The sequence below is a fragment of the Halomonas sp. TD01 genome (assembly GCF_923868895.1).
Taxonomy (GTDB): Bacteria; Pseudomonadota; Gammaproteobacteria; order Pseudomonadales; family Halomonadaceae; genus Vreelandella.
In genome coordinates this window covers 777834-793366 of the sequence record NZ_OV350343.1, presented here as the reverse complement: position 1 = coordinate 793366, position 15533 = coordinate 777834, and the positions used below count along the sequence as shown (strand labels likewise).

General features: G+C 56.8%; 11 protein-coding genes. 9 read left to right on the top strand and 2 right to left on the bottom strand.

Annotated elements, in window-relative coordinates; translation table 11 throughout:
* Positions 1 to 315 precede the first annotated feature (315 nt).
* The 7 genes from L1X57_RS03665 to etfB all read left to right on the top strand — a co-directional run bounded on the left by L1X57_RS03665 (position 316) and on the right by etfB (position 9585).
* The gene (locus tag L1X57_RS03665) at positions 316 to 1479 is read left to right on the top strand and encodes a GlxA family transcriptional regulator (RefSeq protein ID WP_009724026.1); all 1164 of its coding nucleotides are present in this window, start codon (positions 316 to 318) and stop codon (positions 1477 to 1479) included.
* A gap of 218 nt (positions 1480 to 1697) precedes the next feature.
* Positions 1698 to 2675 carry a dipeptidase gene (locus tag L1X57_RS03660; protein ID WP_009724027.1) on the top strand — a complete coding sequence of 326 codons (978 nt, stop codon included), beginning with the start codon at positions 1698 to 1700 and terminating at the stop codon, positions 2673 to 2675.
* Positions 2676 to 2756: 81 nt separating this feature from the next.
* Entirely contained in the window at positions 2757 to 3302 is a 546-nt protein-coding gene (locus tag L1X57_RS03655; RefSeq protein WP_009724028.1) for a 4-vinyl reductase, read from the top strand.
* A gap of 24 nt (positions 3303 to 3326) precedes the next feature.
* Complete coding sequence (gene dgcA, locus L1X57_RS03650) at positions 3327 to 5399, top strand: dimethylglycine demethylation protein DgcA (protein ID WP_009724029.1); 2073 nt, start codon at positions 3327 to 3329, stop codon at positions 5397 to 5399.
* Between the two features lie 22 nt (positions 5400 to 5421).
* Positions 5422 to 7452, top strand: coding sequence for a (Fe-S)-binding protein (locus L1X57_RS03645; RefSeq protein ID WP_234667930.1), 2031 nt, complete (start codon positions 5422 to 5424; stop codon positions 7450 to 7452).
* A complete protein-coding gene (gene etfA, locus L1X57_RS03640) occupies positions 7449 to 8753 on the top strand; it encodes an electron transfer flavoprotein subunit alpha (RefSeq protein WP_009724031.1) in 1305 nt (434 codons plus the stop codon). The genes L1X57_RS03645 and etfA overlap by 4 nt, the downstream gene beginning before the upstream one ends.
* Positions 8743 to 9585, top strand: a complete 843-nt coding sequence (etfB, locus tag L1X57_RS03635; RefSeq protein ID WP_009724032.1) for an electron transfer flavoprotein subunit beta — start codon at positions 8743 to 8745, stop codon at positions 9583 to 9585. The genes etfA and etfB overlap by 11 nt, the downstream gene beginning before the upstream one ends.
* Before the next feature lie 68 nt (positions 9586 to 9653).
* On the opposite strand, the gene L1X57_RS03630 is transcribed toward etfB, so the two are convergent.
* Together L1X57_RS03630 and L1X57_RS03625 are read right to left on the bottom strand one after the other, a co-directional pair.
* Positions 9654 to 10541: a DMT family transporter gene (locus L1X57_RS03630; RefSeq protein WP_009724033.1), complete on the bottom strand. Its 888-nt coding sequence runs from the start codon at positions 10539 to 10541 to the stop codon at positions 9654 to 9656.
* A 67-nt stretch (positions 10542 to 10608) separates the two neighbouring features.
* On the bottom strand, positions 10609 to 12189 hold the full coding sequence (locus tag L1X57_RS03625; protein WP_234667929.1) for a BCCT family transporter: 1581 nt from the start codon (positions 12187 to 12189) through the stop codon (positions 10609 to 10611).
* Between the two features lie 244 nt (positions 12190 to 12433).
* Between L1X57_RS03625 and fdhA the strand changes: the two genes are divergently transcribed.
* Both fdhA and L1X57_RS03615 read left to right on the top strand, forming a co-directional pair.
* Positions 12434 to 13627 (top strand): formaldehyde dehydrogenase, glutathione-independent, encoded by a 1194-nt coding sequence (gene fdhA / locus L1X57_RS03620; protein ID WP_009724036.1) that lies wholly within the window; start codon positions 12434 to 12436, stop codon positions 13625 to 13627.
* 179 nt (positions 13628 to 13806) lie between these two features.
* Positions 13807 to 15525, top strand: coding sequence for an NADH-ubiquinone oxidoreductase-F iron-sulfur binding region domain-containing protein (locus tag L1X57_RS03615; RefSeq protein WP_009724037.1), 1719 nt, complete (start codon positions 13807 to 13809; stop codon positions 15523 to 15525).
* Positions 15526 to 15533 lie beyond the last annotated feature (8 nt).

The following is a 15533-nucleotide window of genomic DNA, read 5'->3' as shown; positions in this document are numbered from 1 at the left end:
TTACGTCATGATATGCAGGCAACGAAGGGAGGATTCAAGGAAACGGCGGTAAATAAAGTGCCCATCACAAAAAGCGTTCTCCATAAACAAAACTTAGGTCACTTATCAATCGTTTCGGGAGCGACCTCCAGTGTTGCATTTGCGACGTATCGCTGGGTTTGCAAGATGGTTTTGTCGCTACTTGGCGTATTCGTGCCAAAATGCGACTTAAGAGTAATGCCACCCAGCACGAGTGAGTGCTCACTGCCGTATTGGGGAAACTAAGTAACGCCAGCGCCACCTATACTAATAAGAAAAAAAACTGATGATCTAAAGGTGACGGAGGGTAAATCGATAACATCAGACAAAGCAAAAGACCTGACAGCAAATCTCCATCGTGCGGGCGAACCGCAAACCCTTGGTTTTCTCCTGTTAGATAATTTCACACTAATTTCTCTGGCCTCAGCCATTGACCCTTTGCGGATGGCCAATCAACTGGCCGGCCGTGAACTGTATCGCTGGTACACCCTAACCCAAGACGGTTTGCCGGTACGTGCCAGCGATGGGTTGCAGGTGACGCCAGACGCCTCAATGCACACACCCTTATCCTTGGAGTGGGTCGTTGTGTGCGGAGGGGTGGGGCCTCAGCATAGTGTTACTCGTGAGCATGTGCGTTGGCTCCAGTCGCAGTCGCGTCAACTAAGGCGTTTAGGTTCGGTATGCACGGGAAGCTGGGCGCTAGGCCAGGCGGGGCTGCTTGATCACTATGAAACCAGCATCCACTGGGAGTGTTTGGCTTCCATGCAAGAAGCTTTCCCGAACGTCATTCTGACGACTTTTCTGTTTTCGATTGATCGGGATCGCTTCACGGCGTCTGGCGGCACCGCGCCGCTCGATATGATGCTTAACCTGATTGCTCATGACCATGGGCGCGAGCTGTCGGCAGGTATCTCCGAGATGTTTATCTATGAGCGTGTGCGTAACGAGCAGGATCAGCAACGCGTCCCTCTCAAACACGTGTTAGGCACTACTCAGCCCAAGCTGTTGGAGATCGTCGCATTGATGGAATCCAACCTTGAGGAACCGATCGAACTTGATGAGCTCGCTCGTTATGTCAACGTTTCGCGTCGTCAGTTAGAACGTCTGTTCCAACGCTACCTGCTCTGCTCACCATCTCGTTATTATCTCAAACTGCGCTTAGTGCGCGCTAGACAGTTGCTCAAGCAAACGCCTTTATCGATCATCGAAATTGCTTCCGTTTGTGGCTTTGTTTCGACGCCCCATTTTTCTAAGTGTTACCGTGAATACTTTGGCGTACCGCCAAGAAATGAGCGCCTCGGGGTACACGATCGGCAAGGAAATAATCACGCCAAGTCGCCACCGCTGATCAAGCGGTGGGGAGGCGAACCCAATACCAATGAGCCTTTCTCAAGCGCTCAGCAGGCACTTGCGTGTGCTCAGGGAGAGCCTACCTTTGCCAGCGTGACACTGTTGGACTGATATCTCCTACGCAGCCGACGATGAGAACGTGCTACCCAGCGTCGGGTAGCACGTTTTTTTATATCGAAACTACGCTGCTGCAACTATCAAAAGATCCCAAGTAGCTGTCGTGTTCACGACACAATGACGTTTTTGGAATTTCCGTCGTCGTTTCCAAGAGCAGCCCCACCCAGCGTCAGCGCTATGCTCGCTACATACATCAATGTTGGAGCTTAGCTATGACCCCCTCTGAACTGCACGATGACGCTATCGTCATCGATGGCTTGATTATCGCCAAATGGAATCGTGAGCTGCTTGAGGACATGCGTCGCGGTGGTTTGACAGCTGCTAACTGCACTGTTTCGGTGTGGGAAGGGTTTCAGGCCACGGTCGATAATATCGTCAAGTCGAACCAACTGATGGCCGAGTGTAGCGACCTGGTACGCCCGGTACGCACCACCGCTGATATCACGCGTGCGAAAGAAGAGGGCAAGACTGGGATCATCTTTGGCTTTCAGAATGCGCATGCCTTTGAGGATCAAATCGGCTACGTAGAGATCTTCAAGCAGCTGGGCGTAGGCATCGTGCAGATGTGCTACAACACCCAGAATCTAGTGGGAACCGGCTGTTACGAGCGTGACGGCGGCCTGTCTGGCTTTGGCCGTGAGATCGTCGCCGAAATGAACCGTGTTGGCATTATGTGCGATCTCTCTCATGTCGGTGCGAAAACCTCTGAAGAGGTGATTCTCGAATCCAAAAAGCCGGTCTGTTATTCCCACTGCCTGCCTTCCGGTCTCAAAGAGCATCCGCGCAACAAATCCGATCAAGAGCTCAAGTTCATTGCTGAGCACGGCGGTTTCGTTGGTGTCACCATGTTCGCGCCTTTTCTCAAAAAGGGCATCGACTCCACCATCGAAGACTACTGCGAAGCGATCGAGTACGTCATGAATATCGTTGGTGAAGATGCTATCGGCATTGGCACTGATTTCACCCAAGGGCACGGTCAAGAGTTCTTTGAGTGGCTGACTCACGACAAGGGCTACGCCCGTCGTTTGACAGACTTTGGCAAGATCATTAATCCCAAAGGCATTCGCACCATCGGAGAGTTCCCCAATCTCACCGAGGCGCTCCTTAAGCGCGGCTTTAGTGAAACTCAGGTAAGGAAGGTCATGGGTGAGAACTGGGTGCGCGTCCTCAAGGATGTCTGGGGCGCCTAAACGCTTGCTCCATAAGATTGATGGGAGCGATGGGATAAGCCTGCTCCTTAGCCAAGAATAATGATGTAGAGGATGATACCCGTGACCAAACTGGCCCCCGCACTGCCTATCGAAGTCGATAGTGAAACCGGCGTCTGGACGACTGATGCGCTGCCGATGCTCTATGTACCACGGCACTTTTTTATCAACAACCATGTGGCCGTCGAAGAGGCGCTAGGTGCTGAAAAGTACGCTGAAATCCTCTATCACGCTGGCTATAAGAGCGCCTGGCACTGGTGTGAGAAAGAAGCCGAGTGCCATGGCCTCGAAGGTGAAGCCGTTTTTGAGCACTACATGCTGCGTCTCTCTCAGCGTGGCTGGGGCCACTTCATTACCGAACAGATTGATCTTGACGCTGGCACGGCTCAGGTGCGGCTAGAACATAGCGCCTTCGTGTACCAACTGGGTAAGGTTGGGCGCAAGGTCGAGTACATGTTCACTGGCTGGTTTGCTGGGGCCATGAATCAAATTCTCGCTGCACGGGGTAGTTCGCTGCGCACCATTGCTGAGCAGACGCAGAGCGCTGCCGAACCCGGCTGTGATGTCGGCGTTTTCGCTGTCAAACCGCTGCCCGATGCTGCCCGCTAACCCTGGGTACGAGGAGAGATAACCATGGCATTTGACGCAATCTTTGAGCCAATCGAGATCGGCAAGCTGACCATCCGCAACCGTGTGGTCAGTACTGCCCATGCCGAGGTGCATGCCACTGACGGTGGTATGACGACTGAGCGCTACGTCAGGTATTACGAAGAAAAATCTAAGGGTGGCTGTGGCCTGTGTATCTGCGGTGGCTCATCAGTGGTGTCCATTGATAGCCCCCAGGGTTGGTGGAGTTCGGTGAACCTTTCTACCGATCGCATCATTCCACACTTTCAGAATCTGGCGGACGCCGTGCACAAGCATGGTGGCAAGATCATGATCCAGATTACCCATATGGGACGCCGCTCACGCTGGGACGGCTTCGATTGGTCGACCCTGGTATCCCCCTCTGGTATCCGCGAGCCGGTGCACCGCTCCACCTGCAAGACCATCGAGGAGGAGGAGATTTGGCGCATCATCGGTGACTTCGCCCAGGCCGCGCGCCGGGCCAAGGAAGGCGGCCTCGACGGTGTCGAGCTGTCCGCCGTTCACCAGCACCTAATCGACCAGTTCTGGAGCCCGCGGGTCAATAAGCGCGAGGACCAGTGGGGCGGTAGTTTCGAAAATCGCATGCGCTTCGGCATGGAAGTACTCAAAGCGGTGCGCGCCGAAGTGGGCGATGACTTCGTGGTGGGTATGCGCATTTGTGGCGACGAATTCCACCCGGATGGTCTCTCGCATGAAGACATGAAGCAAATCGCCGCTTATTACGATGCCACTAAAATGGTCGACTTTTTCGGCGTCATCGGCTCTGGCTGCGACACTCACAACACACTGGCCAACGTTATCCCCAATATGTCTTATCCACCGGAGCCTTTTCTACATCTGGCGGCGGGGATCAAGGAAGTGGTGAATGTACCGGTAATCCACGCCCAGAATATTAAAGATCCCAATCAGGCCCAGCGTATTCTCGAAGGGGGCTACGTGGACTTGGTGGGCATGACCCGGGCGCATATTGCTGACCCTCACCTGATCGCCAAGATCAAGATGGGGCAGATAGACCAGATTAAGCAGTGCGTGGGGGCTAACTACTGCATCGACCGCCAATACCAGGGCCTGGACGTACTGTGTATTCAAAACGCTGCCACCTCGCGGGAATACATGGGCCTGCCGCATATCATTGAAAAGACCGAGGGCGCTAAGCGCAAAGTCGTGGTGGTAGGTGGCGGCCCCGGCGGCATGGAGGCAGCTCGCGTTGCTGCTGAGCGCGGTCATGATGTCACCCTGTTTGAGGCGGCTGACGCCCTGGGCGGGCAAATAACTATCGCCGCTCAGGCTCCGCAGCGCGACCAAATCGCCGGTATCACTCGCTGGTACCAGCTGGAGTTGGCGCGCCTAAAAGTCGACCTGCGATTAGGGGCTCGTGCCGATGAGGCAACCTTGCTGGATCTACGCCCCGATATCGTGGTGCTCGCCACCGGTGGCCAACCCTTCCTTAGCCAGCACCCGGAGTGGGGCTATTCGGAGAATGCTGAGGAGAGTCTGGTGGTCAGCACTTGGGATATTCTCTCAGGCAAGGTGGCACCCGGCAAAAACGTGCTGATTTATGATGCCATCTGCGAATTCTCTGGCGTCTCGGCGGCCGACTATCTGGCTGATAAGGGCGCCAAGGTAGAGATCGTCACCGACGATATCAAGCCCGGCGCGGCGGTGGGCGGCACCACCTTCCCCACTTACTACCGCAGCCTGTACGAGAAAGAAGTGATCATGTCCTCTGACTTGATGCTGCATAAGGTCTACCGCGAGGGCGACGGTCTCGTGGCAGTGCTCGAAAATGAGTACACCGGTGCCTTGGAAGAGCGAGTGGTTGATCAGGTGGTCGTCGAAAACGGCGTGCGTCCTGACGAGGCGCTTTATTACGCCCTCAAAGAGCAGTCCCGCAACAAAGGGCAGGTGGATCTGGAGGCGCTCTATGCCATCCAGCCTCAGCCCAGCCTGAGCGAAGAAGGGGACGGCTTTTTACTCTTCCGCCTGGGCGACTGCACGGCACCGCGTAATACCCATGCGGCCATCTACGACGCCCTGCGAATCTGCAAGGACTTCTGACGGCTAAAAGGAGGGGAGTACCATGCTCGAAACGCTCTTGCCGATACTGATTTTCACCGCTTTGGTTTTAGCGGTGATCGGTGCCGTACGCCGTATACGCTTGTGGCGTCAGGGGCGCCCCTCGCGGGTGAACCTGCTCCAGGGGTTGATGGCCCTGCCGCGCCGCTATTTGGTGGATCTGCACCATGTCGTGGGGCGCGACAAAATGATCTCCAATACCCACGTAGCCACCGCCGGGGGCTTCGTGGCTGCCGCCGTGCTGATGATCCTAGTGCATGGTCTTGGTATCGCCAACCCATTGCTAGGCGGGTTGCTGTTACTGGCTAGCACCTCCATGTTCGTCGGTAGCCTGTTCGTGGCGCGTCGGCGGCTTAACCCGCCTGCACGGCTCTCCAAGGGCCCCTGGATGCGGCTGCCAAAGAGCCTGATGGCGTTTTCGATAGGCGTCTTCCTGATCACACTGCCCACAGTAGGTTTGTTGCCTGAAGGGTTAGTAGAAGGCAGCGGTAGCTGGCTTCTGGCGCTGGTGTTGGCGGGCGTCGTAGTTTGGGGCCTGGGCGAAATGTTCTTTGGCATGACCTGGGGAGGCCCAATGAAGCACGCCTTCGCTGGCGCCTTACATCTCGCCTTTCACCGTCGTGCCGAGCGCTTTGGTGGCGGCCGGTCAACCGGGCTTAAAGCACTGAACCTTGAGGATAAAGCGGCACCTTTGGGCGTGGAAAAGCCTGCCGACTTCACCTGGAACCAGCTGCTGGGCTTCGATGCCTGCGTGCAGTGCGGTCGTTGCGAGGCGGTGTGCCCTGCGTTTGCTGCTGGCCAACCGCTCAATCCTAAAAAACTGATTCAGGATATGGTGGTGGGTTTTGCTGGTGGTAGCGATGCTAGCTATGCCGGTTCTCCTTATCCCGGTAAGCCGGTAGGAGAGCATCAAGGCGCTCCCCATGCGCCTATCGTGGCGCCTGTTGTTATGAAAGAGGGAAAGGCGTTGGTTGACGCTGAGACTCTCTGGTCGTGCACGACCTGCCGTGCCTGTGTCGAGGAGTGCCCAATGATGATTGAGCACGTGGATGCGATTGTCGATATGCGCCGTCACCTGACCTTGGAGCGGGGCAAGACACCCAATAAAGGTGCCGAGGTGCTCGACAACCTGATTGCCACCGACAACCCCGGCGGTTTCGACCCAGGCTCACGGCTTAACTGGGCGGCGGATCTTAACCTACCGCTAATGGCCGACCTAAAGCAGGTTGATGTGCTGTTGTGGTTGGGGGATGGCGCCTTTGATATGCGTAACCAACGAACCCTACGTGCCCTGGTTAAAGTGCTGCGTGCAGCCGAGGTAGACTTCGCCGTGTTAGGTGCTGAAGAGCGCGACAGCGGTGATGTGGCAAGACGATTGGGCGATGAAGCGACGTTCCAGTCCCTGGCTAAGCGCAATATTGCCACCCTGGCCAAGTATCGCTTCCAGCAGATTGTCACCTGTGATCCGCATAGTTTTCATGTGCTGGGCAATGAGTATGGCGACTTTCTTCAAGAGGGGCAGGGTGGCACCGATCGCAATGCCAACTACGAGGTGCGTCACCACAGTACCTTTATTGCGGAATTGTATGACGCCGGACGGCTGACCTTTGCTCCCTGGAAAGGTGGCAGCGTTACTTATCACGACCCATGCTACTTGGGACGCTATAACGGTGAATACGAAGCCCCTCGGCGAGTTCTTAAAGCGCTGGGCATCCAAGTTGCCGAGATGGAGCGCTCAGGGTTTCGTTCGCGCTGCTGCGGTGGCGGCGGCGGGGCACCAATCACTGATATTCCTGGTGAGCGACGAATTCCCGATATGCGCATGAATGACGTTAAAGAGAGCGGTGCCGAGCTGGTGGCAGTGGGCTGTCCACAGTGTACTGCCATGCTGGAAGGCGTGGTGGATGCTAGCGCTGAAGTGCGCGATATTGCTGAACTGGTAGCCGATGCCCTGGTAGAGCGTCCTGCTGATGATGTGTCTGGCGTATCCCGGCGAACCGCTACAGCGACGACTGCTGAAGAGGTGATCGTATGAGTGAAATTATTCGCCGCGACCCACGTCGTGAGTGGATCGCCCGAAACCGTCTGCACCCCGACAACGCCGCGGTGCTGGCCGCTCTTGGTGTAAACAGGGGCGGCGGAGCGGTCAGCGAATGGGTGGGGCCCAACGGCGTGGTGCGTAAGAATCCTCGCGCTATTGGCTTTATCGGCCCCAATGGCGTTAAACGAATTGATCGTAGCGGCCTCCAGCAAGGAGGGCATTCCAGCGCGGCAACCGCCGTGGCTAGCGATAGCCGCCGTACAGTGACTATTGATCAGCCCGCTTTTCTAGTGGCCGTGGTACCTGACCTGATCGGTGGACGCCTTTCTAGCCATGATAAGGATCTGCTGGGACTAGCCAGACGCGTGGCGGATGCCGACGCCGAACAGCCAGGCGCCGTGGTGGCGATCCTGTTTGGTGAGCATAAAGGCGAGTGGGGCGGCGAGCTTAAGAAGCAAGCGCTGGGCGAAGCTGGGATTGATCGCGTCGTACATCTTGATGATGAGCTTTACGCTGGGTTTGCTCCCGAGGCACGGTTAGCGGTGTTAAGTGCCGTCGAACGGGAGATGACGCCGCGTTTCTGGCTGTTGCCGGATTCACCCCTAGGCGGAGCTGATCTGGGGCGGCGGCTTGCCTTACGCCTGGGTGAACGCGCTGCTACAGGGGTGTGGCAGATTGAAGCTGACGATGAGGCACCTCTGGGCTGGCAGTGCACTGCCCGTGGCGCCGCTGGAAGTTTGGATATCCAGCGCCCTCTGCCACGGGTTGCCCTGGCGTTGGCCGAGTGCGCCGAACCGGTGGACGAGACCCGACATGCGGCCGAACACCTGACCTTGGCAGCGTCCATTCCCACCACTCTATCGCGCATTGAAGATCTGGGTCAGGTGGCGGTGGATCCCGCTGGCGTGGCGTTGGCCGAGGCTGAGTTCATCCTCTCTGGTGGCAATGGTGTTAAACAGTGGGACGCCTTCCATCATGCCGCGAAAGTACTGGGCGCTACCGAAGGGGCCTCGCGTGTTGCGGTAGACGACGGCTTTATGGCCCGCGACCGGCAGGTAGGCGCGACCGGTACCTGGGTAACCGCCCGAGTCTATATGGCGGTGGGGATTTCAGGCGCTATCCAGCACCTGCAGGGCATTCAGCGCTGCGACAAGGTGGTGGCCATCAATCTCGATCCGGGGTGCGACATGATCAAACGCGCAGACCTGGCGGTGATAGGCGACAGCACGCAAATTCTTGCTGCGTTAGTGGCGATGGTGGAACAGCAGCGAGGAGGGCAGCGCGATGCGGCCTGAACAACAGCAAAAACAACAAAAGCCGGGTATCGACGTGGCGGTGCTGGTCTCCATAGGCCGTCACCCCACAACCGGTCGTGCGAGGCGCGCCGAGCAGGATGCACGGGGTCTGGAACTTGCTCTAGCCATGGAAGCAGAACTGCCGGGTAGCCGGATTGACGTACTGCACGCTGGTTCTCAGGATGTCGACAGCGAGGCAGCTCTGCGCAGTTACTTGGGTATGGCCACAGGCGTTGGTATGGGGCTTGAGTCTATGACCTTGCTGGAGCAGCCCGATGGCAGCGATGCCATTCTACCGCTGGTGGAACATTTAGCCGCTACCTCGCCCCAACTAGTGATCACCGGTGCCCGGGCCGAGCGCGGAGAAGGTTCTGGGCTTTTGCCCTATGCGTTGGCTGAGCATCTCGGTTGGCCGTTAGTGAATAGCTTGGCGTCGATAGAGACAGTGGAGAATGGTGTGATAACGCTGCTTCAAGCGTTGCCACGGGGCCAGCGTCGCCGTCTCAAGGTGCGCTTGCCCGCCATCATCAGCGTGGATGAAGCAGCGCCGGCGGCGCGTCAGAGCGCCTTCGGCCCGGCTCGTCGAGCCAGCTTCTCGGTGGCGCCCACTACCTCTGAAGCCGACAGTGAGTTGGCCCAGTGGCACTTGAGCCCCGCACGTAAACGGCCTAAGCGTCTGAAAATCATTAAAGCCGCCTCAGCCAGAGATCGTTTCAAAGCGGCGGCTTCCAAAGCCGAGGGCAAGGGCGGGCAAGTGCTCACCGACGTCACCCCCGAAGAGGGCGCCGAGGCGATCTACAAGCTACTCAAGGAAGAGGACGTGCTGCGCTGAAGCTGCTTGGTCATTAAACATTTAATCGCTGTTCAAGCCCGCCTTTCCTGGCGGGCTTTCTGATGGCGCTATTTGCCAGCAAAGCCTGGATAAAGCCGCAGGCGCTGTCTTTCCAGGTGTAACCCCATCCAAGCGTGTAGCACTAGCACCGTAATGACGATGGCCCCGCCCAGTAGCGTTGATGCCGTCGGCGTCTCGCCTAGTAGCCACCACACCCATAGTGTACCCAATGCGGTTTCCACCAGATAAAACAGTGCCACCTCGGTAGATGGCAGGTAGCGGGTGGCGCTATTGATCAGCACCGTGGCTAGAGGCATCTGCACTAGCCCCATCAGTGCCAGCACGCCATAACGCTCGGCATCAAGCGCCAGCGGCGAAGCCATGGGCAGAGCAATTGCCGCTGAGAGCAGTCCGCCACCGGCAATCACCGTCATGGGGTCAATGGCTGGATAGCGGCGTAGCAAGGTCAGGTTACCGCCGATGGCGGCCGCGGCCGTTAAGGCATACAGGTTGCCCACCAGCATTCCCATGGCTCCCTCGCCCAAGAACACCAACCCCATACCCAACATGCAGACGGCAATGGCTAGCAACGTTCTTAGCGGCACCTTTTCATGTAGGAAAACTCGTGAAAACAGTGCGGCAAACAGTGGCGCTGTGCTCAGTATTACTACCACGTTGGCCACATTGGCGTTCATCACGGCTAGCACGAAGAGGCTCGACATTAGACCCAGCAGCAGCGCTGAGGCGAGTGACGAAAACGGATGGCTTCTCAGCGTCCCTAATCGACTACCCACACAGCACAAGACTCCCAGTACGCAGAACATCAAAAAACCACGCCAGAATACGATGGTCCAGCCATCGGTGTTGGCTAGGCGGATCAGCAGACCGTCGAAACTGAGAAACACCACACCCAGTATCACCATGGCCAGACCGCGATGGTAAGAATTTGACTGCATTGTCTTAGTTCCTGGTCGGTAAACGAGGACAACCGCCTGCTGGTTAGGCGGGCGGTTGCGGGGGAGATTACTTAGCGGTTTTGGGTATCGCGTTAAGCTGTCGCCACTCCTTATTAAGGCCTACATAAAGGCTGACGCACATTATTAATAGTACCAGTGTGAAGGGCAGCCCTGTGGCTACTGCGCCCGCCTGAAGTGCACTGAGCGCGGTGCTGCCGCCGCCATACAACAGCACACCCGCAATGACACCTTCAAGTGCGGCCCAGAAAACACGCTGGCCCTTAGGGGCATCGGTTTTGCCACCGGCCGTGATGTTATCGATTACCAACGAGCCGGAGTCTGATGAAGTGATGAAGAAAACCAACACCAGAATAATGGCTAGTGTTGACGTTATGCTGGTGAGAGGCAACTGTTCCAGCATATGGAACATGGCTAGCGAGACATCACCAATGCCGTTGGCCAGTTCGCCTACGCCGTTAGTTGCCTGAAAAAGCGCTGTGCCGCCGAAGGCGCTCATCCAAACCAGCGTGACTAGCGTTGGCACCAGCAGCACGGCAATTAGAAACTCCCGAACGGTGCGACCACGCGATACGCGAGCGATAAACATGCCGACAAACGGAGACCAGGAGATCCACCACGCCCAGTAAAAGATGGTCCAGCCGTGATACCAAGTGTCATCGTCGCGGCCAATCCAGTTCGACAGCGGCAAAAGGTGGCTCACATAGTCTAGCGTCGTGGTGCCAATCCCAGTCAATATCATCAGGGTCGGGCCTGCTATCACAACGAATAGAAGCAGTATCGCCGCGATGATCATATTGATATTTGAGAACAGCTTTACGCCACCGTCGATACCCCGCCATACCGAAATCAGCGCAATCACCGTGACCACTAGGATAATCGCCAGCTGGGTACCGATAGTGTTGGGGATACCGAACAGGTAGGCGAGCCCACCTGCCGCTTGGGTAGCGCCAAAGCCGAGCGAGGTGGCGAGGCCGAAAATGGTGGCGAGCACGGCAAGAATATCGATGATATGGCCTGCCCAGCCGCGGGTATGCTCACCTAGAAGTGGATAAAAGGCGGAGCGAAGCGTGAGTGGCAAGCCCTTATTATAGGCAAAGAACGCCAGCGAGAGTGCGACGACTGCGTAGATTGCCCAGGGGTGCAGCCCCCAATGGAACATGGTCGCGCCCATGGCGGCACTGGCGCCATCCGAGGTACCTGCTGGGGCATTTAGGGGCGTACCGTACCAGTTGGTGTAGTAGGCCACCGGCTCAGCAACGCTCCAGAACATCAGGCCGATACCCATGCCCGCCGCAAATAGCATGGCGAACCAGGAGGTGCGCGAGTACTCCGGCTTGGCATCGCTGCCGCCCAAACGAATTCGCCCGAGTGGCAAGCAGATCAGTACGAGGCAGAACACCACAAAGGTATTGCCTGCAATCATAAACAGCCAGTCAAAGTGTTCAATTGACCAGTTCTTTGCAAGCCCAAGCTGCGTATTAGCGGCATCCGGGTAAATAAGAGCGTAAAGAATGAATAGCAGAATGGCGAGAGCGGAGAGTGGGAATACGGGGTTATGAAAATCTAACCCCATTATCTGAGTATTGTCCTGTCCGGGCGACAGGACAGGATCGTCATTGTTCTTCATTAGATGTCCTTGGTAGCTATTGTTAGATATCGGCTATGCGCCCGCATCGCCGACACAGCGAATTGTTGGGCCTGTTTCAGGGGAAGAGTGTCGTGAAAGCGACCTCTAGCTATTCGTCCTGACTAGGATGTCTTGAATAGATATGTGAGTGCCTTTGTGGGGTAAGTCCTTAGGCACGGAGGGGATAGGGTGGGAAAGCGCAATCCACCATCAAGCGCACAACAATAAACAACAGGAGCTAGCCATGAATGCAGCCAACCGCGGAGTGGTCTATAAAGGGCCGGGTGAAGTCGCCGTCGAATCTATTGCCTATCCTGAGCTCGCCATCGGTAATCGAAAGTGTGAGCACGGCGTAATTCTTAAAGTCGTCACCACCAACATCTGTGGCAGCGACCAGCATATGGTGCGCGGCCGCACCACTGCGCCATCCGGTTTGGTGCTGGGTCACGAAATCACCGGCTTGGTGGTCGAGTGTGGCCGCGACGTCGAGTTTATCCAGCCCGGCGATCTAGTCTCTGTGCCGTTTAATATTGCCTGCGGTCGCTGCCGTAACTGTAAAGAAGGCCGTACCGGCATCTGCCTTAACGTGAACCCCTCTCGTCCGGGGGCTGCTTATGGCTATGTCGATATGGGTGGCTGGGTGGGTGGCCAGACCGAATATGTCATGGTTCCCTACGCGGACTTCAATCTGCTGAAGTTCCCGGACACCGATCAAGCGATGGAGAAAATCAAAGATTTAACCCTGCTTTCCGATATCTTCCCCACCGGCTTCCATGGTTGCGTTACTGCTGGTGTTGGCCCCGGCAGTACTGTCTATATTGCGGGTGCTGGCCCTGTGGGTCTGGCGGCGGCAGTTTCTGCTCAGTTGCTTGGCGCGGCTTGTGTGATTGTCGGCGATATGGTCGAAGACCGTTTAGCCCAAGCGAGAAGCTTTGGCTGCGAGACCATTGACCTGACCCAGGACGGCGATATGGCCGATAAGATTGAGGTGATTCTCGGCGAGCGTGAAGTCGATGCCTTTGTCGACTGTGTCGGTTTCGAAGCCCACGCCTGCGGGTGCAACCATGGTAAAGAAGCACCCGCGACCGTGCTTAACTCGGCGATGTCGCTAACTCGCGCGGGCGGCCAAATCGGTATTCCTGGCCTGTATGTGACCGAAGACCCCGGTGCCGCTGATGATGCCGCCAAGCAAGGTGCTTTGAGCATGCGCTTTGGCCTCGGATGGGCCAAATCCCACAGTTTTCATACCGGACAGTGCCCGGTAATGAAGTATCACCGCCCGCTGATGCAGGCTATCCTATTCGGTAAAGTTAAGATCGCCGATGCGGTAAATGTACAGATGATCACCCTGGATCAGGCGCCCCAAGGGTATGCCGACTTCGATGGCGGAGCCGCCAAGAAATTCGTCATTGATCCCCACGGCAGTGTGCCTGCATAAGGCGGAAGTGCCTGCCTGCCCGCAGGGGATACGAGATAGATAGCTCGAAACAGGTAGTTAGAAATAGATAGATCGAAATAGATCGTTCAGGATAGATAGTAAGACCCTAGACGGCACCCCGCGGGGTGCCGTCTTCGTTCATTCGGTATACCGCCGATCAAGATAATAATGAGTGACCCATGACCGTCCAGACCGTGACCCCCAAGCGCCGCTTTCGCGGCAAGCCCCGCGGCCGTGAACTCGATCCCATCCGTCTTGAGGGATTGCGTGAACTGCTGGGCGATGAACGCAACGATGCCGCATTGCGTCGACGCGATTTATTAATCGAACACCTGCATGCTCTTCAGGATGCCCGAGGGCATTTGTTGTTGGCAGACCTGCGTGCCCTGGCGGCTTATATGAACCTGCCTATGGCAGCGATCTATGAGACAGCAACCTTTTATGCTCACTTCGATGTCATCCATGACGACCAGGACGTGCCCCCGGCGTTGACTATCCGCGTTTGTGACTCTCTGGCTTGCCAGTTAGCTGGCGCTGAGGCGCTTAAAGCGCAGTTGGAAGCAAACGTCGATATCGAGCAGGTACGGGTGTTGCGCGCGCCATGCATGGGGCGCTGCGATACAGCGCCCGTAGTGGAGGTCGGCCATCACCACTTAGGTCGAGCCGATGTGGCTCAAGTTCAGGCAGCTATCGATGCCGACGACACTCACCCCGAACCTATCGATTGGCAACGACTTGATAGCTATCGCAGCGAGGGTGGTTTTGCATTGCTCCAGGCCTGCCGCAGCGGGGAAGTGACGGTTGAAGCATTGATGGAAGCGATGCAGCAGGCCAACCTCCGCGGCTTAGGGGGCGCGGGTTTTCCTACTTTTAAGAAATGGCACTTTGTGCGTCAGGAGGCTGGTCCCCGCTACTGTGCCATTAATGCTGATGAGGGCGAACCCGGTACCTTTAAGGACCGTTATTATCTGGAGCGTGCGCCGCACCAGTTTCTTGAAGGTGCCTTGGTCAGTGCTTGGGCGGTAGACGCTGAGGCGCTGTATATCTACCTACGTGACGAGTATCCAGCGTTACATGTCGTGCTGCGCGAGGCGATTGGCGAGCTTGAGGACGCTGGCCTAGTAGCGCCGGGGTATATCGTGCTGCGCCGCGGAGCGGGTGCTTACATCTGCGGCGAAGAGTCGGCGATGATCGAGTCCCTGGAAGGCAAGCCGGGCAAGCCCCGCCATCGTCCTCCGTTTGTGGCTCAGAAAGGGCTCTTGGACCGCCCAACGCTGGTCAATAACGTCGAGACCGTCTACTGGATTCCGATGATTTGGCAGCGTGGCGCGGAGGCCTTCTCCAGTCAGGGCCGCCATGGCCGTGTGGGGCTGCGCAGTTTCTCTGTTTCGGGGCGCGTTAAGCAGCCTGGCGTTTATCTGGCGCCAGCTGGCATTACGCTAAACGAGTTAATTGACGAGTATTGTGGCGGCATGGCGGAAGGTCACCGCTTGGCGGCTTATCTACCTGGTGGCGCCTCTGGCGGTATTCTGCCCGCCACTAAAGCCAATATTCCTCTCGACTTCGATACCCTCCAGGAGCACGGCTGTTTTATTGGCTCAGCCGCGGTGATCGTGCTTTCCGATCAGGACAATCTGCGCGGGGTTGCTACCAACCTACTGGCTTTCTTTGCCGATGAGTCCTGTGGTCAATGCACGCCGTGTCGAGTGGGAACAGAAAAAATGCTGACGCTGCTTGAGCGTAATGAATGGGATGCTGGGCTTATGACGCAACTCTCCCAAGTGATGGTAGATGCTTCTATTTGTGGGCTTGGTCAGGCGGCACCTAACCCAGTATTGGGCTTGCTCAAGGATTTTCGCAGTGAACTGGCTGCCCAGAACGTTATCGTCAAGGGATAAGGGAGATC